Annotated in this window: 18 protein-coding genes and 1 pseudogene; 16 read left to right on the forward strand and 3 right to left on the reverse strand. The window is 67.1% G+C overall.

The features are described from left to right. Positions 1-12 precede the first annotated feature (12 nt). The 8 genes and pseudogenes from dapB (at position 13) to AC5Y7D_RS16245 (ending at position 7,550) form a co-directional block, all read left to right on the forward strand. Positions 13-750 carry a 4-hydroxy-tetrahydrodipicolinate reductase gene (gene dapB, locus AC5Y7D_RS16210; protein WP_499925720.1) on the forward strand — a complete coding sequence of 246 codons (738 nt, stop codon included), beginning with the start codon at positions 13-15 and terminating at the stop codon, positions 748-750. Next, complete coding sequence (locus AC5Y7D_RS16215; RefSeq protein ID WP_499925722.1) at positions 747-1,202, forward strand: hypothetical protein; 456 nt, start codon at positions 747-749, stop codon at positions 1,200-1,202. Before dapB ends, AC5Y7D_RS16215 begins: the two co-directional genes overlap by 4 nt. Positions 1,203-1,246: 44 nt before the next feature. Further along, complete coding sequence (locus AC5Y7D_RS16220; RefSeq protein ID WP_499925966.1) at positions 1,247-1,648, forward strand: flavodoxin family protein; 402 nt, start codon at positions 1,247-1,249, stop codon at positions 1,646-1,648. A 212-nt stretch (positions 1,649-1,860) separates the two neighbouring features. Beyond that, positions 1,861-2,262 carry a nitroreductase family deazaflavin-dependent oxidoreductase gene (locus tag AC5Y7D_RS16225; RefSeq protein WP_499925724.1) on the forward strand — a complete coding sequence of 134 codons (402 nt, stop codon included), beginning with the start codon at positions 1,861-1,863 and terminating at the stop codon, positions 2,260-2,262. A 50-nt stretch (positions 2,263-2,312) separates the two neighbouring features. Further along, the gene (locus tag AC5Y7D_RS16230; RefSeq protein ID WP_499925725.1) at positions 2,313-3,833 is read left to right on the forward strand and encodes a class I adenylate-forming enzyme family protein; all 1,521 of its coding nucleotides are present in this window, start codon (positions 2,313-2,315) and stop codon (positions 3,831-3,833) included. 1 nt (position 3,834) lies between these two features. Beyond that, positions 3,835-3,983: pseudogene (locus AC5Y7D_RS16235) on the forward strand (PPE domain-containing protein); the annotation flags it as partial. Positions 3,984-4,036: 53 nt separating this feature from the next. Next, positions 4,037-4,285, forward strand: coding sequence for a PPE family protein, SVP subgroup (locus tag AC5Y7D_RS16240; RefSeq protein ID WP_499925727.1), 249 nt, complete (start codon positions 4,037-4,039; stop codon positions 4,283-4,285). Between the two features lie 22 nt (positions 4,286-4,307). Further along, complete coding sequence (locus AC5Y7D_RS16245) at positions 4,308-7,550, forward strand: acetyl-CoA carboxylase family protein (protein ID WP_499925729.1); 3,243 nt, start codon at positions 4,308-4,310, stop codon at positions 7,548-7,550. A gap of 10 nt (positions 7,551-7,560) precedes the next feature. On the opposite strand, the gene AC5Y7D_RS16250 is transcribed toward AC5Y7D_RS16245, so the two are convergent. Continuing rightward, positions 7,561-9,771: a PE family protein gene (locus AC5Y7D_RS16250; protein WP_499925731.1), complete on the reverse strand. Its 2,211-nt coding sequence runs from the start codon at positions 9,769-9,771 to the stop codon at positions 7,561-7,563. A gap of 318 nt (positions 9,772-10,089) precedes the next feature. Between AC5Y7D_RS16250 and AC5Y7D_RS16255 the strand changes: the two genes are divergently transcribed. The 3 genes from AC5Y7D_RS16255 to AC5Y7D_RS16265 are packed head-to-tail and all read left to right on the forward strand — an operon-like array spanning position 10,090 to position 13,144. Continuing rightward, positions 10,090-10,866, forward strand: a complete 777-nt coding sequence (locus tag AC5Y7D_RS16255) for an SDR family oxidoreductase (protein ID WP_499925733.1) — start codon at positions 10,090-10,092, stop codon at positions 10,864-10,866. Then, on the forward strand, positions 10,863-12,056 hold the full coding sequence (locus tag AC5Y7D_RS16260) for an acyl-CoA dehydrogenase family protein (protein ID WP_499925735.1): 1,194 nt from the start codon (positions 10,863-10,865) through the stop codon (positions 12,054-12,056). The genes AC5Y7D_RS16255 and AC5Y7D_RS16260 overlap by 4 nt, the downstream gene beginning before the upstream one ends. Further along, the gene (locus AC5Y7D_RS16265) at positions 12,053-13,144 is read left to right on the forward strand and encodes an acyl-CoA dehydrogenase family protein (protein ID WP_499925737.1); all 1,092 of its coding nucleotides are present in this window, start codon (positions 12,053-12,055) and stop codon (positions 13,142-13,144) included. Before AC5Y7D_RS16260 ends, AC5Y7D_RS16265 begins: the two co-directional genes overlap by 4 nt. A 184-nt stretch (positions 13,145-13,328) precedes the next feature. On the opposite strand, the gene AC5Y7D_RS16270 is transcribed toward AC5Y7D_RS16265, so the two are convergent. Next, positions 13,329-14,069, reverse strand: coding sequence for a dienelactone hydrolase family protein (locus AC5Y7D_RS16270; protein ID WP_499925739.1), 741 nt, complete (start codon positions 14,067-14,069; stop codon positions 13,329-13,331). Between the two features lie 251 nt (positions 14,070-14,320). On the opposite strand from AC5Y7D_RS16270, the gene AC5Y7D_RS16275 reads away from it, so the two are divergent. The 5 genes from AC5Y7D_RS16275 to AC5Y7D_RS16295 all read left to right on the forward strand — a co-directional run bounded on the left by AC5Y7D_RS16275 (position 14,321) and on the right by AC5Y7D_RS16295 (position 18,813). Next, the gene (locus tag AC5Y7D_RS16275) at positions 14,321-15,121 is read left to right on the forward strand and encodes a thymidylate synthase (protein WP_499925741.1); all 801 of its coding nucleotides are present in this window, start codon (positions 14,321-14,323) and stop codon (positions 15,119-15,121) included. Continuing rightward, entirely contained in the window at positions 15,118-15,600 is a 483-nt protein-coding gene (locus AC5Y7D_RS16280; protein WP_499925742.1) for a dihydrofolate reductase, read from the forward strand. Before AC5Y7D_RS16275 ends, AC5Y7D_RS16280 begins: the two co-directional genes overlap by 4 nt. A gap of 87 nt (positions 15,601-15,687) precedes the next feature. Beyond that, positions 15,688-16,434 carry a cell division protein DivIVA gene (locus tag AC5Y7D_RS16285; protein ID WP_499925743.1) on the forward strand — a complete coding sequence of 249 codons (747 nt, stop codon included), beginning with the start codon at positions 15,688-15,690 and terminating at the stop codon, positions 16,432-16,434. A 49-nt stretch (positions 16,435-16,483) separates the two neighbouring features. Then, the gene (locus tag AC5Y7D_RS16290) at positions 16,484-17,707 is read left to right on the forward strand and encodes a winged helix-turn-helix domain-containing protein (RefSeq protein WP_499925745.1); all 1,224 of its coding nucleotides are present in this window, start codon (positions 16,484-16,486) and stop codon (positions 17,705-17,707) included. After that, positions 17,707-18,813, forward strand: coding sequence for a restriction endonuclease subunit S (locus AC5Y7D_RS16295; protein ID WP_499925747.1), 1,107 nt, complete (start codon positions 17,707-17,709; stop codon positions 18,811-18,813). Before AC5Y7D_RS16290 ends, AC5Y7D_RS16295 begins: the two co-directional genes overlap by 1 nt. A gap of 235 nt (positions 18,814-19,048) precedes the next feature. On the opposite strand, the gene AC5Y7D_RS16300 is transcribed toward AC5Y7D_RS16295, so the two are convergent. After that, on the reverse strand, positions 19,049-21,418 hold the full coding sequence (locus tag AC5Y7D_RS16300; protein ID WP_499925749.1) for a PPE family protein: 2,370 nt from the start codon (positions 21,416-21,418) through the stop codon (positions 19,049-19,051). Positions 21,419-21,494 lie beyond the last annotated feature (76 nt).

The following is a 21,494-nucleotide window of genomic DNA, read 5'->3' on the forward strand; positions in this document are numbered from 1 at the left end:
AGGCTGCACGCCATGCGAGTAGGCGTGCTGGGAGCTAAAGGCAAAGTCGGAGCGACCATGGTGCGGGCGGTCGAGGCCGCAGCCGATCTGACCCTGTCGGCCGAGGTGGACGCCGGCGACGCATTGAGCCTGTTGACCGACGGCGGCACCGAGGTCGTCATCGACTTCACCCATCCCGACGTGGTGATGGGCAACCTGGAGTTCTTGATAGACAACGGAATTCACGCCGTCGTGGGCACCACCGGGTTCACCGGCGAGCGCATCGAGCAGGTCGAGTCCTGGCTCGCCGACAAGCCTGGAACCTCCGTACTGATCGCACCGAACTTCGCCATCGGGGCCGTGCTGTCCATGCACTTCGCCAAACAGGCCGCGCCGTTCTTCGAGTCGATCGAGGTCATCGAACTGCATCACCCGCACAAGGCCGATGCGCCTTCCGGCACCGCCACCCGCACCGCCAAGCTGATCGCCGAAGCCCGCAAAGACCTGCCGCCCAACCCCGATGTCACCAGCACCAGCCTGCCCGGTGCGCGTGGTGCCGACGTCGACGGCATTCCGGTGCACGCGGTTCGGTTGGCCGGACTGGTCGCCCACCAGGAGATCCTGTTCGGCACCGAGGGCGAGACGCTGACCATTCGCCACGACAGCCTCGATCGCACCTCGTTCGTGCCCGGCGTGCTGCTGGCAGTGCGCCGCATACGGGAGCACCCCGGCCTGACCATCGGGATAGAGCCGCTGCTCAACCTGCAATGACGAGAACCCTGCGGATCCAGCTGCTGATCGCCTTCCTCTGCGTGGCGATGCTGGTGTACTTCGTGCTGCTCGGCCGGACCGCACTGGTGCTGGTCGGTTCGGGCCGGGCCGCCGCGGTTGGCCTGGGATTGGCCCTCCTGATCATGCCGTTCCTCGGATTGTGGGCGATGATCGCGACGCTACGAGCCGGGTTCGCCCACCAGAAGCTGGCCCGCCTCATCGCCGATGACGGGATGGAACTCGACGTCAGCGCGTTGCCACGACGTGCGTCGGGCCGCATCGAACGAGGTGCCGCCGACGCGTTGTTCGATGCCGTGCGCCGCGAACTGGACGACGATCCGGACAACTGGCGCCGCTGGTACCGGCTGGCGCGGGCCTATGACTACGCGGGGGACCGGCGCCGGGCCCGGGAGGCGATGAAGACGGCGGTCCAGTTGGAGGCTCAACGGTGAAGCTGCTCATCGTGCACCACACTCCGTCGCCGCACTGCCAGGCGATGTTCGAGGCGGTGGTGGCCGGGGCGACCGATCCCGACATCGAGGGCGTTGAGGTCATTCGCCGCCCCGCCCTCACCGTCTCGCCGGTCGAGATGCTGGAAGCCGACGGGTACCTGCTGGGTACCCCGGCCAATCTCGGATACATCAGCGGCGCACTCAAACACGCCTTCGACCAGTCGTACTACCAACTTCTCGATTCCACCCGCGGCCGGCCGTACGGACTGTGGCTGCACGGCAACGAAGGAGCCGAGGGAGCGGCGCGCGCGGTAGACGGGATCACCGGGGGCTTGGGGTGGGTGAAGGCGGCGGATCATGTTGTCGTGTCGGGCAAGCCCACCAAAGCGGACCTGGAGGCGTGCTGGAATCTTGGCGCGACGGTCGCCGCGACGCTGATGAGTTGATCCGTAGTGACTTTGAGCCGCGCGCCCACGCACTCGCCGCCGGGCCACCCAGCAACCCGCCTGTGCCCCGTTGGGTTGACGAAGTGGTTACGTTAGCGGCGAAGGCCAGTCGGGTGAACGGCCGTCAGGGGACAGCCATCAGGTCGGAAGTCCCCCAGACGGTGTCCATAGGCCCCTGTCCCGCGCGCCGGCGCACGACCAGACTCGACCGGATGAGCACATACACCAGGCCGCGGGTTCGAGATGCGGTACGCAGCTTCAACAAGCGCGTACTGAACCCCGCAATGATGCTGCTGGCCGGCCGCCGCTACTGGTATGCGTCAACCATCCGGCACGAGGGCAGGAAATCGGGCAAGAACTATGCCACCCCGATCGTCGCAATTCCGGTTGACGAAGGCCTTGTCGTGCCACTGCCGTACGGTTCGGGCGTCGATTGGCTGCGCAACGTGCGCGCCGCCGGATCTGCGACCATCAGGTGCAAGGGCCAGACCTATCACGTCGTGAAACCCGAAGTTGTCGGTGCGGCCAGCGTCGAACCACAGCTGTCGGCGGCTCGACGCCGGATCTTCCGGGCCGCCGACGTCGACAGCTACGCGAAGTTCACCCTGGCCTGAGTCAGAAGTTGCCCCTACCGTTTGTCAGTAGACGACGGTGAGGAACGTGCATGCCTGCAGTAGTGGAGATTTCGCGCACCGGCAACCCCTTCCCGCGATCCGGGATCACCGTCGACGGCGTGCCCCGCTACGACGGCATTCCGGCCACCTTGCTGGATATGCTGGCCGAGCAGGTCAGCGCCCACCCCCACAGCGAAGCCGTTGTCGAATTGGGCTCCGGCCGCCTCACCTACCGTCAGCTCTGGGACCGCGCATCACGCGTCGCCGGCGGTCTGCGCGCGGGTGGCCTCAAACCCGGTGACCGCGTCGCGGTGCGCTACCCCGCGGGCCTCAAGTGGGTGCTGGCTTTTTGGGGCACCGTGATGGCCGGCGGCATTGCGGTCGCGGTCAACACACGCTCCGCGCCACCGGAGGTCGAGTTCGTGCTGTCCGACGCCGGGGCCCACATAGACCTCGACGCAAGCACACCGCTGCCCGACGGTCGGCCCTACGCCACCGATCAGCTTGGCCCGAAAGACGTTGCGGCACTGTTCTACACCTCGGGAACCACCGGCTATCCCAAGGGGGTGCCGACCACCCACGAAGCATTCGTGACCAACACCGAGAACGGGATCCGCTGTCTCAACCAGCCGAGGGACCTCGGCGCGGACCTGCGCACCCTCATCTCAGTGCCGCTGTTCCACGTGACCGGTTGCAACTCTCAGCTGATGGCGGCTACCCGGCTCGGCGGTGCAGCGGTGATCATGCCGGCGCTCAACATCGAGGAGCTGGTTGCCGCCCTGGCGTCCGAGCGCATCTCGGTGATGGTCACCGTGCCGGCGATATATGCGTTACTGCTGCGACACAAAGGCTTCGGCGCGTCCGACAGGTCCGGTGTCCGCTGGGTGGGCTACGGCGGAGCGCCCATCGCGCCGTCATTGGTGCGGTCGGTCAAGACCGCGTTTCCTTACGCCACGGTGTTCAACGGCTACGGCATGACCGAGACCGCATCCCTGATGACGGTGTTGCCCGACGCCGAGGCCATCGAGCACGCCGATTCGGTGGGTTACGCGGTGCCGTCAGTGGATCTGGGCGTGATCGCGATGGAAGACGGCCGGCTGGTCGGCGAATTGGTGGCCAGAGGCGCCAACGTCACCGCCGGTTACTGGAACCGGCCGGAGGCCACCGCCAGCACCATCGTGGACGGCTGGCTGCACACCGGGGACGTGGTACGCGTCGATGACGCCGGACGCGTGCACCTCGTCGACCGGCTCAAGGACCTGATCAACCGGGGCGGCGAGAACATCTCCAGTGTCGAGGTCGAAGCGGCGCTGTTGGCCGCTCCGGGCGTCGTCGACGCGTGCGTCCTGGCGGTGCCGGACGAGGTCATGGGGGAGAAGGTGGGTGCGGTGCTGGTCGGGGATCAGGTCGATGTAGCGGCGGTGCTCGAGCACTGCCGCGATCAGCTCGCCGACTTCAAGGTCCCGCAGTACGTCACGGTGGTGACCACGCCGCTGCCGCGCAACGCCGGCGGCAAGCTGCTCAAGGGCAAGCTCCGTGAGCAGGTGCAATGGGGTCCCGCGCTGCGTTGAGCTGACCGCGCTGATCGAGGCGAACACGTTCGGGCAGAACATGCCGGCCATCGCGCCACCGAGGCGCGCTACAGCGAAATGTGGGCCCGAGACGCTTCGGCTATGTACGGCTACGCCGCCACCTCAGCGGCGTCGGGAAGCATGCCGCCAAGCCGGCCGCGGCCGCCCATCGCGCTCAACCGGCGAGCGGCGCCGCAGCTCCGGTGGCAGCCAAACTGGGCAAGGCGCGCCAGGTGGGTGAGCTGCCGGCAAACTGGTCGAATTCGGAGCGGGCGACGCCTGCCGCCCCGGCTGTGGACGGCACCTACTGGGCGGTGCCGCAGGACGAAGAATCTTCCGGAGAACCGACATTTGCGCCGGGGAGTGTCGCAGCCATCTTCGCCGACCGGCTCCACGAGGGGCAACGCTTCGGAGTGAAGCCGACCGTGATGCCCAAGCAAGGGCTGCTCTGAACCGCGCCGTACTGTGGGCGTTATGCGGCCATCACCGCGCGATGTCCTGATCGCCAACCGCGGCGAGATCGCTCTTCGCATCATCCGCACCGCAACCGAACTGGACATCCGGACCATCGCGGTCTACGCCGAGGACGACGCCGACAGCCCGCATGTGCACGCGGCCGATGAAGCAGTCGCTTTGCCGGGCAACGGCGTAACTGCCTACCTCGACCAGGCCGCGGTGCTGGCCGCAGCGAAAGCGTCGAATGCGACGACGATCCACCCCGGCTACGGGTTCCTCAGTGAGAACCCCGATTTCGCCCGGGCCTGTGCGGGCGCCGGGTATGTGTTCGTCGGACCTCAGGCCGGCGTACTCGAGCTGGTAGGGGACAAGTCCTCGGCCCGCGCCGCCGCGATCGCCGCCGGCGTGCCGGTGCTGACGGCCACCGAGGGGCCGGGCACTGTCGAGGAGATAAGCGCATTCTTCGGTGCCCGGGACGGCGCCATCATGATCAAGGCCCTGGCCGGGGGCGGTGGGCGGGGCATGCGCAAGGTCGAGCGAGCTGATCAGATCGACGACGCCTACCGACACGCCGCCGCGGAAGCTCAACTCGCATTCGGTAACCCGGCGGTGTTCGGAGAAGCGCTGCTGACCGACGCGCGACACATAGAAGTGCAGATCGTCGCCGCACCGGCCGGGCACCAAACCCATGCCCTTGCACTGGGCGACCGGGACTGCAGCGTCCAGCGCCGTTATCAGAAACTGGTGGAAATCGCCCCCGCCCAGAATCTTTCCGACCAGGTGCGCCGCGCCCTGCACCAGGCGGCTGCGCAACTATGTGCCAGGGTGCGCCTGTCCGGAGTGGCCACTGTCGAATTTCTGGTCCGCGGCGAGAAGTTCGTCTTCCTGGAAATCAATCCGCGAATCCAGGTGGAACACACCGTCACCGAGGAAGTCACCGGCGTCGACCTGGTCGCCATCCAGCTGGCCATCGCCGCAGGTGCGTCGTACCACCAGTTGCGACTTCCCGCCGGAATCGCCTCTGACGGAACGGAAGTCATCGGCGAACCTGCAGGGTGCACGGGCATCGCGATCCAGACTCGGGTCAACATGGAGTCTTTCGCGCCAGATGGCTCGGTGCTGCCGGCTGCCGGTACCCTATCGGTGTTCTCGCCGCCGACCGGGCCAGGGGTGCGTGTCGACACCTACGGGCGGCCGGGGCTGACGCCCAGTGCTAGCTACGATTCGCTGCTGGCCAAGGTCATCACCCATGTGCGCAGCACGTCGTTTGCCGCCGCGGTCCGCAAGGCGCACACCGCCTTGACCGAGTTCGGCATCGACGGTGTCGCCTGCAACATTCCCGTTCTTCGAGAGCTGCTGTCGGACGCTGATTTTCAGCGCGGCGGGGTATCGACGACCTTCCTCGACGACAAGCTCCCCGCCCTCGTCGCTGCGGCGGCCTCGCATCAGTGTCAGTACCCGGCCCACGTTGCGGCGGTCGAACTCTACCCGGGTGAGGAGCTGTTGCGTGCTCAGCTGGCCGGCACGGTGGTCGAGGTGGTTCCCGATGGTGCCGAGGTGGCCGGCGGAGGGCAAGTGGTCGTGCTGGAAGCGATGAAGATGCAACACGTCCTGGCCGCACCGGGCGCGTTGCGCACGGTCCGGAGCCTGGTGACTGCCGGCCAGGTGGTAGGAACGGGGGACCCGCTGGTGGTCTTCACTCGTAGCGGATCCGGACCCAACGGCGAATCGGTCTCGGCAACACTCGATCTCGATCGGCCAAGGGCGGACCGCGACGAGGTTCGGCAACGACACCTGATCACTCTCGACGAGGGGCGTCCGGCCGCTGTTGCCAAGCGGCACAAGCTGGGTCGGCGCACCGCGCGGGAGAACATCAGCGACCTCGTCGACCCGGGCAGCTTCGTCGAATACGGTGCGCTGGCCATCGCCGCCCAGCGCAGCAGGCGTTCCGAAGATGACTTGATCGCCAACACCCCGGCCGACGGGTTGGTCGCCGGTTTGGCCACGATCGGCGCCGATCGATTCGGGCCGCAGGCTGCCGCAGCCGTCGTCGTGTCCTACGACTACACCGTGCTGGCCGGCACCCAAGGCATGCGAAATCACGCCAAGACCGACCGTGTCTTCGACTTGGCGGTCCGAAAGCGGCTCCCGGTGGTGCTTTTCGCCGAAGGCGGCGGCGGGCGCCCCGGTGACACCGACGTCGGGGGGATGGCGGGACTGGACGTGCCGACGTTTCGCTTGCTGGCCGGGCTGTCCGGGCGGGTACCGCTGATTTCGATCGTGTCCGGGCGGTGCTTCGCCGGAAATGCTGCGCTGGCCGGAGTGTGCGATGTGATCATTGCGACCCCGGATGCCAACATCGGGATGGGTGGCCCGGCGATGATCGAAGGCGGGGGACTGGGAAGCTATCCGCCCGAGGCGATCGGGCCGATCGATGTGCAGCGACGCAACGGTGTAGTGAGCCTGGTGGCTGCCGACGAGGCGCACGCGGTGGCGCTGGCGAGGCGATATTTGGCGTACTTCCAAGGTGCCGAGGCCGACTGGGCGGCACCGGATCCTCGTCTGGCGCGACATGTGGTGCCCGAGAACCGCTTACGCGCCTACGATGTGCACCGGGCGATCGAGAGCATCGTCGACGTGGGTTCGGTGTTGGAGCTGCGTCCGGACTACGGGCTAGGCGTCGTCACCGCGCTGGTACGGGTTGAGGGCAACGCATATGGCTTGATTGCCAATAGCAGTCATCATCTCGGGGGCGCTATCGACGCAGAGGCGGCCGACAAGGTCGGCGACTTCCTCACACTCTGCGAGTCGTTTCGGCTGCCGGTCATCTCTCTCTGCGACACGCCGGGATTCATGGTCGGACCGGAAGCGGAAAAGGAGGCCGCGGTAAGGCGTTTCGGCCGGATGTTCATCCTAGGCGCGCAGTTGACGGTGCCGTTCGGAATGATCATCTTGCGCAAGGGTTACGGCCTGGGCGCCATGGCGATGGCCGGCGGCTCGTTTCGTGCGCCGCAGTTCACGGTCGCCTGGCCCACCGGCGAGATCGGCGGCATGGGGCTGGAAGGCGCTGTGCGCCTTGGCTTCAGCAAGGAGTTGGCGGCAGCCGAGGATGAAAGCCAACGCCAGGCACTGTTCGACAAGCTGGTCGCCGCCGCCTATCAACACGGCAAGGCGCTGCGCGCCGCCACCACGTTCGAACTGGACGACGTGATCGACCCGGCAGAGTCCCGGTCCTGGATCGCCAGGCTGCGAGAACCCTGACGTTTCTGGGCTACGTTCCGTCAATCCCGTTCTGCCCGAACAGCAGCCCCCCGACACCACCAATCCCACCGATTGCACCGGGGGCAGCGGCAAACCCGGCATTACCGCCGTTGCCGCCGTTTCCGATCAGCTGGGCGGCGCCGCCGCGACCACCGTTGCCCGCCGTATTGAGGCCGACGTTATACCCGCCCTGGCCTCCGTTCCCGCCGTTGCCGATCAGGGCAGCCCTACCTCCGGCCCCGCCATTGCCCGAGGCGCCGTCACCGTCGCCGCCGCTTCCGCCGACTCCGCCGTTGCCGTACCACCCGATCGCGTTACCGCCGGCTCCTCCCGCCCCGGCACCGAAACCACCACTCCCGCCGGCACCTCCGGAGCCTGCGAGTCCTCCGCTGTTTCCGCCTGCGCCCCCGTCTCCGCCCGTGGCTACGGTGGAGACGCCGCCGGTGCCACCGCCGCCGCCATTACCGAAAAGCATTGCGGCGTTGCCGCCTTTCCCGCCCGCACCGCCCGATCCGAAGTGGGATCCGCCGCCGAGACCGCCGGCCCCGCCATTGCCGAAGAACACGCCCGCATTGGCCCCGGCGCCTCCGGTCCCGCCGGTGATCGTCTGGCCGAAGCCGCCTCGACCGCCCGCGCCGCCGGTGCCGCCCAATGCGCCGGCCCGGCCGCCGGCACCACCGGTCCCGCCGGTGTTGGCGCTGTCGCCGCCATTCCCACCCGCGCCGCCTGCGCCGATGAGCGCAGCGCCGGTACCCCCGGAACCCCCGGCCCCGCCGACGTGGCCGCCACCGCCGGCGCCGCCGGTGCCGCCGTTGGCGTAGAGCACACCCCCGTTACCGCCCGCACCCCCAGTTCCTCCGGTGAATCCCGCATTGCCGGAGCCGTCCCCGCCGGCGCCACCGTCACCGCCGCTGCCGAAGAAACCGGCACCGTTGCCGCCCTTGCCCCCGATGCCGCCCGAGCCTTCAGGGGAATCACCGCCAGCGCCGCCGGCGCCGCCGTCGCCGAAGAGCAGACCGGCATTCGCTCCGGCCCCTCCTGCTCCGCCGGCTCCGAAGGTGGCGAAGCCGCCCCGGCCGCCGGCTCCGCCGGAGCCGCCGAGGGCTCCCGCACGCCCGCCGTTGCCGCCGGCACCGCCGTTGACGAAACTGGAGCCGCCGTCGCCGCCAACGCCGCCCGCGCCGAAGAGCGCGGCCCCGTTGCCGCCGGTGCCGCCGTTGCCGCCAACGCCGCCAGCGACCCCGCCGGCGCCGCCGGCGCCGCCGCTACCGAAGAACGCACCCGCCGAGCCGCCGGCGCCGCCCGCTGCGCCGGCGGCGGCGGCTAACGGTGCGCCGTTTCCGCCGACTCCGCCGGCGCCACCGTCGCCGAGGAATAGGCCGCCCGCACCGCCGGTTCCGCCGACACCGCCATTCGCTCCCGGCGAGCCCCCGCCTGATCCGCCGGTTCCGCCATTGCCAAACACGAGACTGGCTCCGCCCGCTCCGCCAGGGCCGCCATTGCCGGTAAGACCGCGTCCCCCGGCTCCTCCCATGCCGCCATCGCTCAATATTCCCAAGCCACCGGCTCCGCCGGCGCCGCCGGTCAACCCGCCGCTGCTCAGACCGCCGGCACCGCCAACCCCTCCTGGGCTGAACAATCCACCCATTCCGCCTTGGCCACCGGTGCCACCGACGCCGCCGGGACCGGTGGCGGCTCCGCCGGCTCCACCGGTGCCGGCGGAGCCGAACAGCAGACCGGCCGCGCCTCCGTTGCCGCCGGGCCCGCCACTGGCGCCGTCGGTGCCTGACCCGCCTGCCCCTCCGTTGCCGATCAATATGCCGCCGGCTTTGCCGTGCTGTCCTGTTCCCGGGGCGCCATTGGCGCCGTTACCAATGAGCGGGCGCCCCAGCAATGCCTGAGTGGGCGCATTGATCACATCCAATAATGCCTGCTGGGCGTTGGCGGATTCAGCAGCGGAATAGGCGCCCGCACCTACCGCCAAATTGTTGATGAACTGGGCATGTAGGTATTCGGTGTGAGCGTTCAACGCCTGATAGTTCTGCGCGTGTTCGCGAAACAGCGCCGCGATCGCCACTGACACCTCATCGACGGCCGCCGGCGCCAACTGTGCTGTCGGGATTGCCGCCACTGCGGCCGCCGCGTTGATCGACGAGCCGACCGCCGCCAGTTCCCTGGCCGCCAACTCGATGAAGTCCGGTATCGCGGCCAAGAACGGCATCTTGTCTCCTCGCTGAGAGTGGCGGATCCGGCACGATTTGTCTTGGCGGGCGACTTTACTTTCCCGCTGGAAGGCCGTCTAGCAATAACCGGCTCTTCGCCTGTCGGGACGGAGAAAGCTCGGCGTGTCGCTAGCCGGGTCGGGGGTTGATGATGGAGTACCGGTACCCCCCCCGGCGCGGGTGCTCGACACCTCTGCGGCCGCTCCAAGCGGTCGTCCCGCCAATTGCTGGCTGATCGGCCAATTTTGCACAAAGATCGGGCGTAACCGATTCCGCGGTCCTCTTTCCGGCACACATGCAGCAGAAGGCGAAACACTATGACTACATTCGATTTGAGCGGCCGCACCGCGATTGTCACCGGCGCCTCCCGGGGTATCGGACTGGCAATCGCGCAGAAGTTGTCTGATGCCGGCGCGAACGTGGTGCTGACCGCCCGCAAACAGGAGGCGGCCGATGACGCAGCCGCACAGGTGGGCGACCGAGCCGTCGGGGTAGGAGCACATGCGGTCGACGAGGACGCCGCGCGGCGCTGTGTCGACCTCACCCTCGAGCGCTTCGGCAGGGTGGACATCTTGATCAACAACGCCGGCACCAACCCCGCGTACGGCCCGCTGATCGACCAGGATCACGCCCGCTTCAACAAGATCTTCGACGTCAACCTATGGGCGCCGCTGTTGTGGACGTCGCTGGTGGTCAAGTCGGGGATGGGGGAGCACGGCGGCGCGATCGTCAACACCGCGTCGATCGGGGGCCTGCACCAGTCCCCGGCGATGGGCCTCTACAACGCCACCAAGGCCGCACTGATCCACGTGACCAAGCAACTGGCACTGGAACTTTCACCCCGCATCCGGGTGAACGCGATCGCACCCGGCGTGGTGCGCACCCGGCTCGCCGAGGCGCTGTGGAAGGACCACGAAGATCCGCTGGCCAGCTCCATCGCGCTGGGCCGCATCGGAGAGCCAGACGACATCGCCGACGCGGTGGCCTTCCTGGTTTCGGATGCGGCCCGCTGGATCACCGGTGAGACGATGGTCATCGACGGTGGTCTACTGCTGGGGCCGGCGCAGGGCTTCCAGTCCGGAGGCGGGCAGTGACCACCGAAGCCGAGTTGGACGCGCTGGTGGAGACGCTGCTCGGCGAGCATGATCCGGCCACCACCGCACCGCGGGACTTCCTGGGTGCGCAGTACGACGCGGGTCTGGCCTGGGTACATCTGCCGGTCGGTTTCGGAGGGTTGGGACTGCCGCGGACTGCGCAGGAGCGGGTGGACACCAGGCTGGCTGACGCGGGCGCTCCGATCGGTGGCACCGTGAAGAACTACATCGGCATGGGCATGGCCGCGCCGACGATTGCGGCGTTCGGGACCGACGAGCAGAAGCGAAAGTTCCTGCGGCCGTTGTTCACTGGTGACCACATCTATTGCCAGTTGTTCAGCGAGCCCGGCGCCGGATCCGACTTGGCCGCCGCGGCGACCCGGGCCGTGCGCGACGGCTCAGGAAACGGGGACTGGATCGTCAACGGGCAGAAGGTGTGGACTTCCCAGGCGCAACACGCGCAGATGGCGATCCTGGTCGCGCGCACCAACCCGGACGTGCCCAAACATGCCGGGTTGACCTACTTCCTGTGCGACATGACCCAACCCGGTGTCGATGTGCGACCGCTGCGCCAGATCACCGGAGAGGCGGAGTTCAACGAAGTGTTCCTCACCGACGTCCGGGTGCCCGACGCCAACCGGCTCGGCCCGGAAGGCGGCGGCTGGCGGGTGGCGACCACGACGTTGAACAACGAACGTGTCGCGATCGGTTCGCGTGCCGGCACTCCGCGCGAGAGCGGCCATATCGGCAAGGTCACCAAGGCGTGGCGCAATGATGCGGCGCTGCGCAACCCGGCCATGCACGACGACTTGATGCGGTTATGGGTCGACGCCGAGGTACTGCGTCTGACCGGCGAACGGGTGCGCCAGCAGGCCGCCAGCGGTCAGCCCGGCCCGGAGGGCGCCGGCATGAAGATCGCCTTTGCCCGCATCGCGCAAGCGATTTCGGGGTTTGAGATCGAGCTGCACGGTGAGGCGGGCCTGGGTTACGACGACTGGACTTTGCGCAGGCCGGAAATCGTCGATTTGACCGGTCGCGAGCCCGGCTACCGCTACCTGCGGGCCAAGGGCAACTCGATTGAGGGGGGCACCTCGGAGATTCTGCGCAACACCGTCTCCGAGCGGGTACTGGGTCTACCCGGTGAACACCGGGTGGACAAGGCCGTCGCTTGGAAGGACCTGCCCCGATGAGCGATCTGTTGTATTCCGACACCGAGGAGGCACTGCGCGACGGTGTTCGGCAGTTGTTCGCCGAACGGTGTTCGCTTGAATCGGTGTCGACATGCTATGACGATGCGCCACAAGACTTTTCCGCCGTCTGGCGCACGCTTGCCGGAGAGCTGGGGGTGGCGGGCTTGTTGGTGCCGGAGTCGCTCGGCGGGGCCGGTGCGAGCGCCCGCGAGGCCGCGGTCGTCATGGAGGAGATCGGCCGGGCCGTGGCACCAGTGCCGTACCTGTCCAGCGCCGTGCTGGCCACGGTCGCGCTACTGCGGGCCGGTGACACCGAGACGGTGTCGGCGCTGGCCTCCGGTTCCGTCACCGCGGCGTTGGCGGTTCCGCTGTCCACCGCTCCGTGGGACTCGATCACCGGGTTGACCCGGGCCGGGGATGGATTGAGCGGGCGGATCACCAGCGTGGCGGGTGCCGTCGGGGCGGACGTGCTGGTGGTGCCCGTCGCCGGCTCGGATGGGCTTGAACTGCACATCGTTTCGGGTGACGACGGCGGTGTCGAGATGACACCGCGGCTGGCTCTGGACATGACGAGGCCGCTGGCGGACGTGACCTTTTCGGGGGCTGCATCGACAGCGGTCGGTAGCGGAGCGGAGGCTGTTCGCGCCGCTCTGCAGGCCGGGGCGGCATTGCTGGCCTCCGAGCAACTGGGCTTGTCGCAGTGGTGCTTCGAGACCACGCTGGCCTATGTCAAGGAGCGCAAGCAGTTCGGCCGCGCCATCGGCTCTTACCAGGCGATCAAACACCGGATGTCTGACCTGTGGTTCGAGGTCAGTTCCGCGACGTCGGTGGCCCGCTACGCCGCCGACACCAGTGCCCGCGACGACGATGACGCGCCGGTCGCGGCTTGCCTGGCACAGTCCTACTGCAGCGCAGCCGCAGTGCATGCTGCCGAGGAGTGCATTCAGCTGCACGGCGGCATCGGGATGACGTGGGAGTATCCCGCGCACTTGTTCCTCAAGCGGGCCAAGAGCGACCAATTGGTGTTCGGCACCGCCTACCGGCACAGGTCGCGGCTCGCCGAGTTGGTGGACCTGCCCGTCACCTGAGTTCCGCGGGACCATCCCCGCGGCGACCATCCCCGCGGCACCCCGCGGCACCCCGCGGCACCCCGCGGCACCCCGCGAGCAGACATAAACTCGCACAAGATCGGCGCGTCGGATGCGAGATTGTGTCTGCTCGCGCGCTTCCGGGGCGCGAGACCCGGCCGCGTTGGGACGCGCACGGGTCTGACTAAGCCTTCAATGCCTCGCCAAAGGTCTCTGTCAGTGCGGCCCAATGCCTTTCGTCGGCGGCAGCGTCATAGGGCGCATTGTCCGGGACCGCGAACCCGTGCCCGGCCCGATACCACTCGATGCGGTGACGCACACCTGCTGCCGTCAGCGCCTTGCCGAGCTGCTCGGCCTGCTCGGCAGTGAATGACGGGTCGTTTTCGGCGCCACCCACGTACACCAGCGCGTTCATGCGCTCGGACAGCAGGTGTGGACTGTCCTCGTTGTCGGTCACCAGCCCGCCGCCGTGGAACGACGCCGCGGCGGCGACCCGGTCGGGGAGGCGGCCGGCCAGCAATACCGAGATGCGCCCGCCCATGCAATAGCCGCATAGACCGAAACGATTGCCGGTCACCTCAGGGCGGTCGGACAGGTAGTCGAACAATGCCGTGGCGTCGCGGGTAATCCGGTCCGGCGTCACCGTGCCGAGCATGAACATGATGCGCGCGCGCTCCTCCGGGTTGCTGAACGCCGTCGCCATGTCGAAGGGTTTCCAATCGCCCTCGCGGTAGTACACGTCGGGAAGCAACACCGCGTAACCGGACTCCGCCAGCCTGGCCGCCATATGGTCGAACGTGTCGCGCGCACCGCCGGCGTCGGGGAACATCACCACCCCGGGCCACGGACCCGTGCCGTCCGGGGTGTACAACGCGACGTTGCAGCTGCCGTCGGGAGTGGTGACACTGTCGGTGAGTTTCGGCATGTCTTCTGTTCTACTCCGCGCGCGACGATCCGACCCGCCGCGCCCGGCTGCGCCGCGCTTGCGATCGCCGCGGGGTCCGATGGCGGCGACCCGCCGCGCCCGGCTGCGCCGCGCTTGCGATCGCCGCGGGGTCTGATGGCGGCGACCCGCCGCGCCCGGCTGCGCCGCGCTTGCGATCGCCGCGGGGTCCGATGGCGGCGACCCGCCGCGCCCGGCTGCGCCGCGCTTGCGATCGCCGCTAAGCTAGCCGCGTGCCAATTGCGACGCCGTACGAGGATTTACTGCGTCAGGTGCTCGACACGGGAACGGCCAAATCCGACCGCACCGGCACCGGAACCCGCAGCCTGTTCGGCCAGCAGATCAGGTACGACCTGTCGGCCGGGTTCCCGCTGCTCACCACCAAAAAGGTGCATCTGAAGTCGGTCATCTACGAACTGCTGTGGTTTCTGCGCGGCGACTCCAACGTCAGCTGGCTGCACGAGCACGGCGTCACCATCTGGGACGAATGGGCAAGCGAGACAGGAGATCTCGGCCCAATTTACGGCGTCCAGTGGCGATCGTGGCCGACCCCGAGCGGCGAGCACATCGACCAGATCAGTGCGGCCCTGCATCTGCTGCGCACCGACCCGGATTCCCGGCGCATCATCGTGTCGGCGTGGAATGTCGGCGAGATCCCGCAGATGGCGCTACCACCATGTCACGCGTTCTTTCAGTTCTACGTCGCCGGTGGGCGATTGAGCTGCCAGTTGTATCAGCGCAGCGCCGACCTCTTCCTGGGCGTGCCTTTCAACATCGCCAGTTACGCGTTGCTCACGCACATGATGGCCGCCCAGGCGGGCCTGGCGGTCGGCGAATTCATCTGGACCGGCGGGGACTGTCACATCTACGACAACCACCTCGAGCAGGTGGCGCTGCAACTGACCCGCGAGCCCCGGCCTTACCCGAAACTCGTTCTCGGACATAGGGATTCGATCTTCGACTACACGTACGAGGACATAGTTGTGGAGAACTACGACCCGCACCCCGCGATCAAGGCCCCCGTAGCCGTATGAGAGTCGGCCTGGTCTGGGCTCAGTCGACGTCCGGCGTGATCGGTCGCGGTGGTGACATACCCTGGCGAGTGCCCGAGGATCTGGCTCACTTCCGGAAGATCACCATGGGGCACACGGTGGTGATGGGCCGACGCACCTGGGAATCGCTGCCCTCGGGCTTTCGCCCACTGCCCGGCCGGCGAAACGTCGTGCTGAGCCAGCAGGCGAACTTCCGGGCCGACGGAGCCCAGGTGGTCGGTTCGCTCGAGCAGGCCCTGAGCGAACCGGAGACCTGGGTGATCGGCGGGGGTCAGGTCTACGCGCTGGCATTGCCGCAGGCCACGAGGTGCGAGGTCACCGAAGTCGATATCGACCTCCCACGCGACGACGAGGACGCGCTGGCCCCGGTGTTGGACGAGACGTGGCAGGGTGAGGCGGAGGAGTGGCAGGTCAGTCGCGCGGGGCTGCGCTACCGGTTCCACACCTACGTCCGCCCATAAGCGGTCCCATATCCGCCGGCGATTGACCTGACATACTCGGCTGGGGGGCGGGCGGGTATCAGGCATGTCTAGAAGGGGGAATTGACAGTGGTAACCGAACCCGTGAAGACGTTTTCGCGCAAGTTCATCGGCTACGACCAGGCCGCGGTCGACGCGCACATCGAGGTGCTGACCACCAAACAGCGACTGCTGCGGGATGACGTCGAGAGCCTGCGGGCGCGTCTGCGGGATGCCGGCGACGAAGTTGCCGCACTGCGGCAGGAAGTGTCCTTGCTCACAGACACCTCACCGTCGCCCCACGCGATGCAACAGCGAATGGCCAAGATGCTGCGACGTGCCGTCGACGAAGTGTCACAGATGCAGGCCGAGGCGCGGGCCGAGGCGGACGCGCTGATCGCGGCGGCCGAAGCCGATGCGGAAGCCGAGCAGCAGAAGTCGCAAGAGCAATTGGCCGAGATGGCCGAGCGGCTCAAGGCGCTGCAAGCCGAGTACGACGAGACCAGGGCGAAGCAGGAAGCCGAACTCGCCGGCATGCGCGCGGACACGCAAGCCGAAATTGATGAGGCGTGGCGGAAGGCCCAGCAGGAACGTGACCAGCTTCTGGCCGATACCAGGCACGAGGCCGATCATTATCGGGACAAGGCGCGGCGTGCGGTGGACGAGGCCACCCAGCAGCGAATCCAGGTGCTCGAGCAGCTGATGCGCGTATACCGCGACCTCGAACCGGTGCCTGCCGCTCTGCAGGCGGCATACCAAGCCCAAAACCAGTCGGCGCAGGAGAGCCCGGCCGGCAACGGCGCGGAGCGCTCGGAGCACAAAGTCAGTGCCGGATAACCCGCGGCGGTATCGCCGCTGATACGCGCGCAGCGGTATCCTCGGCGCCGTGTCGGCCCGCAACGCCAAGCTGACCGCCGTGCAGGCCCGGCGGATCGCCGTTGCGGCGCAAGGGTTTAGCGAACCCCAGCCGACGGGCGCGGTCACCCGTGCCCACCTGCGGCGGCTGATCTCGCGGATCCAGGTGCTGCAACTGGACTCGGTCTCGGTCGCGGTACGCGCGCATTACGCGCCGGTGTTCAGCAGACTGGGGCCCTACGATCGCGAGGTGCTGGACCGTGCGGCCTGGGGCTCGGCGAAAACCCGCTTGCTGACTGAATATTGGGCGCACGAAGCCGCGCTGATGGCCGTGGACGACTGGCCCCTGATGCGCTGGCGGATGCGTCAGTATCGCCATGGCCGCTGGGGCACCCACATCGTCAAGGCCAACCCGCACCTCGTCGAGGACGTCGTCGCCGCGGTCGCTCGCCTGGGGCCGAGCACTGCCGGACAAATCGAGGCGCATCTGGAAGGCGAACCGCGCCGGGCGAAAGGTGCCTGGTGGAACCGTAGCGACACGAAGTGGGTGTGTGAGGCGCTGTTCGCTTCCGGTGTGCTCACCACGGCCACCCGGGTAGGTTTCGCACGGCATTACGACCTGGTGGAGCGGGTGCTGCCGGCGCAGGTGCTGACCCGGCACGTCGAGGACGACGAGGCCATCCGCGAGCTCACGCTACGAGCGGCCTCCGCATTGGGCGTGGGCACCGAAGCCGACATCCGCGACTACTTCCGCCTGTCCGCCCAACAGGTCAAACCGGCCATCGCCGACCTGCTGGCAGCGGGTGAGATCGAGCGGGTCGAGGTGGAGGGCTGGCAGCCACCCGCTTACCTGCGGGCTCGTACCGTACCGCGCGTGGACCGCGGCACCGGGCTGCTCTGTCCGTTCGACCCGCTGATCTTCTTTCGGCCCCGGGTCGAGCGACTGTTCGGCTTCCACTACCGCATTGAGATCTACACCCCGGCGGCCAAACGGCAGTACGGCTATTACGTGTGGCCGTTTCTGCTGGACGGGCGCCTGGTGGGGCGGGTGGACCTCAAGGCCGACCGCACGGCTGACGCGTTGCAGGTGGTGGGTGCCTTCGGCGAGCCCGATATGTCGCGTTCCGAAGTTGCCGCGGCTCTGGCGACCGAACTCGAGTCGATGGCAGCGTGGTTGGGGTTAGGTGGTGTGGCCGTAACCGACCGGGGCGACCTGGCGAAAGACTTGCGTGGCGTCGGAAAGGGGGCAGGCTGATGACCGAATCCGTGGTGCTGGGCGATTACCTCGACTTCGCCTCCGGAGGTGCTCCGCCGGCCGGAATGACCTATGGACGTCATCCCGTCTACGGAGCCAACGGGGCTCTCGGGTATACGACCGAACACAACGCGCGAGGCCCGCTGATCGTGGTCGGTCGGGTCGGTTCCCATTGCGGCAGTGTGCATTACTGCGAGGGCGACGTATGGGTAACCGACAATGCGCTGATCGGCCGAGCCCGGAACCCGGAAGAAACTCGCTATTGGTTCTACGCACTGAAAAGTTTCGGGCTCAATCGTCTGCGCGCCGGATCCGGTCAACCGTTGCTCAACCAGCGCGCCCTGCGAAGCGTGCGGTTCAAAGCTGTATCCGCTCCGCGGCGGCGACCAATCGGTGAACTTCTCGGAGCATTCGACGACAAGATCGCCGTCAACAACCGCGTCATCGCCGTAGCCGAAGCCTTGATAACGGCTCTGGTGGAGCACGTGGAGTACAGCACAGCGCTGTCGGATCTGGCCGAGCAGTCGACGACGTCTCGCAATCCGCGTGGCATGCAGGGTGTTGTAGCCCATTACAGTCTCCCTGCATTCGATGCGGGTGTGCGGCCCACGCTGGTCAATGCCCCGACGATCAAAAGCACCAAGTTTCTGTTGACCGAGCCGTGCGTATTGTTCTCGCGAATGAATCCGAGAATCCCGCGGATCTGGAATGTCGCCACTCTTCCCGCCGAAACAGCCTTGGCGAGCACCGAGTTCGTCGTGCTGCGGCCGATCGGCGTCCACCCAACGGTGTTATGGGCGGCGTTGAGACAGCGGGGAGTCCTGGCCATGGCGCAACAGATGGTCGAGGGCGTGACGGGTAGCCGCCAGCGGATCCGGCCGCACGAGTTGCTCAGTGCTGGGGTGCGGGATGTTCGCAGGTTGAGCGCCGAGTCCGCGCGCTCGATTGCGACACTGGGAGAACAATGCGAGCGGCGTCGATTTGAATCGCAGAAGTTGGCGGCAGCGCGTGACGAGTTGCTATCGGTGGTGATATCCGGCGACGCAACTCTAGCGGCCGGCGAGCCGGGCAAATCGCTCACGGCGCGGGTGGGTGGGCGAACGTAGACCTCGGCGGCATGACCGTCCGGACGTCTTCGCCCCAACCTCGTCAAGATCAGCCATCTTGCCGTCGGCGAAACCACCCGACAAGCGAGCTGGTACCTCCGACACCCACCACCGCAGCCGGCCGCCGGTTCGGCAAACGAGTCTTTCAGAGACTAGGGCTACTCGCCCTAGGCGACCGAAACCCGTCCACTCAACTCAGTGCTGAAAAGAGATGTGACCGGCTCGGGCCGACAGTTCACAGCGGAATGGCGGGGACCAATGTGAAGCTCGGCAGGATGGTTTGCGTGAGGGTGATCGGTGGGATGACGACGGGGCCTGGCGTGCTGAACCCGCCGATCTGGATGCCGCTGATGTCCAGCTGCGGCAGGTCGAAGCCGCCTAGCCCACCCACGGTGGTGGGGGGCACGGTCAGTGCGGGAAGGGTGATCGCGCCCAGATTGATGGGGTTGGTCAGAATGTCGGTCAGCTGCACCGCCGGCCCGTTGAGCGCGAGGTTGAAAGCGTCGACCGAGATGGGTGGCACGCTCAACGCGCCCAGGTTTCCGTTGAACACGAAGCTGAACGGGTTCAGCGGGTTGGCACCGTTGACCAATGTCAACGGCGGGATCTGGGTCGCCGGAACCCCCAAGTGCACCTGGGTATTGAACGGGTTGGGGACGATGGTGATCCTCGACCCGGTCAGGTCGACGTATGCCCAGGTGTTGAGGTCCAGCCCGAAAGTGTTCACCGGATTGGCCGGGTTGTAGATCGATATGGCCGGTGTGGTGATCGTCGGCACGTTGACGGTGGGTAGGGCGAAGGCGCCCGTCGTGATCGTCGGAGTTGTGAACTGGCCCAACGAGATGCTGGGCAACTGCGGTGTGATGGTGACGTTCGGGATACTGATCGCTCCGACGTTGGCCCCGTTGATCTGGATGTTAGGTACAGATACCTGGCCCAGGCTGAACGGGGACACGCTGATCGGCGGCACGGACAAGGCGTTGAGATTGAACGGGGGGATGACGATCGGGGGGATCGTGATCTCGGGCGCATCGATGGAGACGGTGACTTGCGGTGTCTCCAGCGGGCCCAGGTAGGGGCCGGCGGGACCGGGGTTGATCAACCCCTCGAACGGGTTGGTCCAATCGATGCCGATGCGCGGGATCAAGTTGAGTAGGCCGATATCCAGGGAACCGGTGCCGGTGATGGGGCCGGGGGTGGTGAACGCGCCGACGTCGATGCCGCCGACACCGATGCTGGGTATCTGGAAGTCTGTGATGCCGATCGGCGGAATGGTGACCGGACCGACACTGAATCCCGACACGTCGATCGACCCGACATCAAGGGTCAGACCGGGATTGGTCAGGGTGATCTCCGGGGTCTGCCAAGCCGGAATCGAGATATCCGGGATGGTGAAGCCGGAGACGCTGATGGGCGGCAGGACGAACCCGGTACTCGAGGTGAAGCTTCCGGTGCCCAGGTTGAAGTCGCCGATATAGATACCAGGGGTGGCTGTGGGCCCCAATACTTGAACCGCCCAGTTGATGTAGATGGTGGACGGGATTCCGAGATCGATAGTGATGCCCAAAATTCCTGAATTGACACGAATGTTCGGCACACCGGACAGCACGACGCTGGCGTAGTTCAGAGACGGGACATTGCTCGTCAGCTGGGCCGGATTGCTGGCGATATTGGCGCCGCCGAAGGGAATCCAGAATCCACTGGCGGGAATCTGCAGCGAGGGCAGGACCAGAGGGGCCGTGGCCAGCTGGGGGGTGGAGAACCCGCCCAGGGTTACTCCCGGTATCGAGATCGCAGGAAACGAGAAAGAGGGAATCGTCAACGAATTCGCAGTAGCGGACACGGATATCGGTGGCATTTGGAAGTTGCCGGTGGAAATCTGCGGGATGTTGATCGCGGGCAGCGTGAAGTTCCCGACCGTCACATTCAGAATGTCGAGCGACGGCAGGAGGAACCGGGGAATGGTGAACGGCGGTATGGTCACCTCTGGCAGGCCGACTGCCAAAGCCGGAAGCGGCCCGAGGGGTGCGGGAACCACCGCCGCGACCAACGCGCCGGCCGCCTGAGCCGGCACGCCGGCGAGGTTGGTCAGCGGCGTGGCAAACGGCGCCAACGCCGATGCGATTTCCGAAGCCTCACCGTGGTAGCCCAACATCGCGGCAATATCCTGAGCCCACATCAACTCGTATTCGGACTCGGCAGCGGCGATGGCCGGGGCGTTGAACCCGAACAGGTTTGACAGCACCAGCGAGACCACCCGGTTGCGGTTGGCAGCGATCGCCCCCGGGTGAACGATGGCTGCCTGCGCCGCCTCGAAAGCGCTGGCCGCCGCCCGGGCCAGGGTCGCAGCACTGTCGGCTTGGGCGCTGGCCGCGCCCAGCCACGTCAGGTACGGTGCGGCCGCGGCCGTCATCGCCGATGCGGCCGCGCCCTGCCACGCACCTGCCACGAGCTCGGTGGTCACAGACTCGAATGACGTTGCTGCCGAGCCTAATTCGCTGGCCAGGTTGGTCCAGCCCCCCGCGGCCGACAACAGCGGTGCCGACCCCATGCCGCTGAACATCTGCATCGAGGTGATCTCGGGTGGCAGTATCTGGATGTTCATTGCACAAGCTCCTGGTGTTCATCGCGGGGCCATGCCGCTTCCGGCGGCAATGGACATCGCTGACTGACTAGGTGCC

The sequence above is a fragment of the Mycobacterium sp. NGS49 genome, assembly GCF_059812565.1.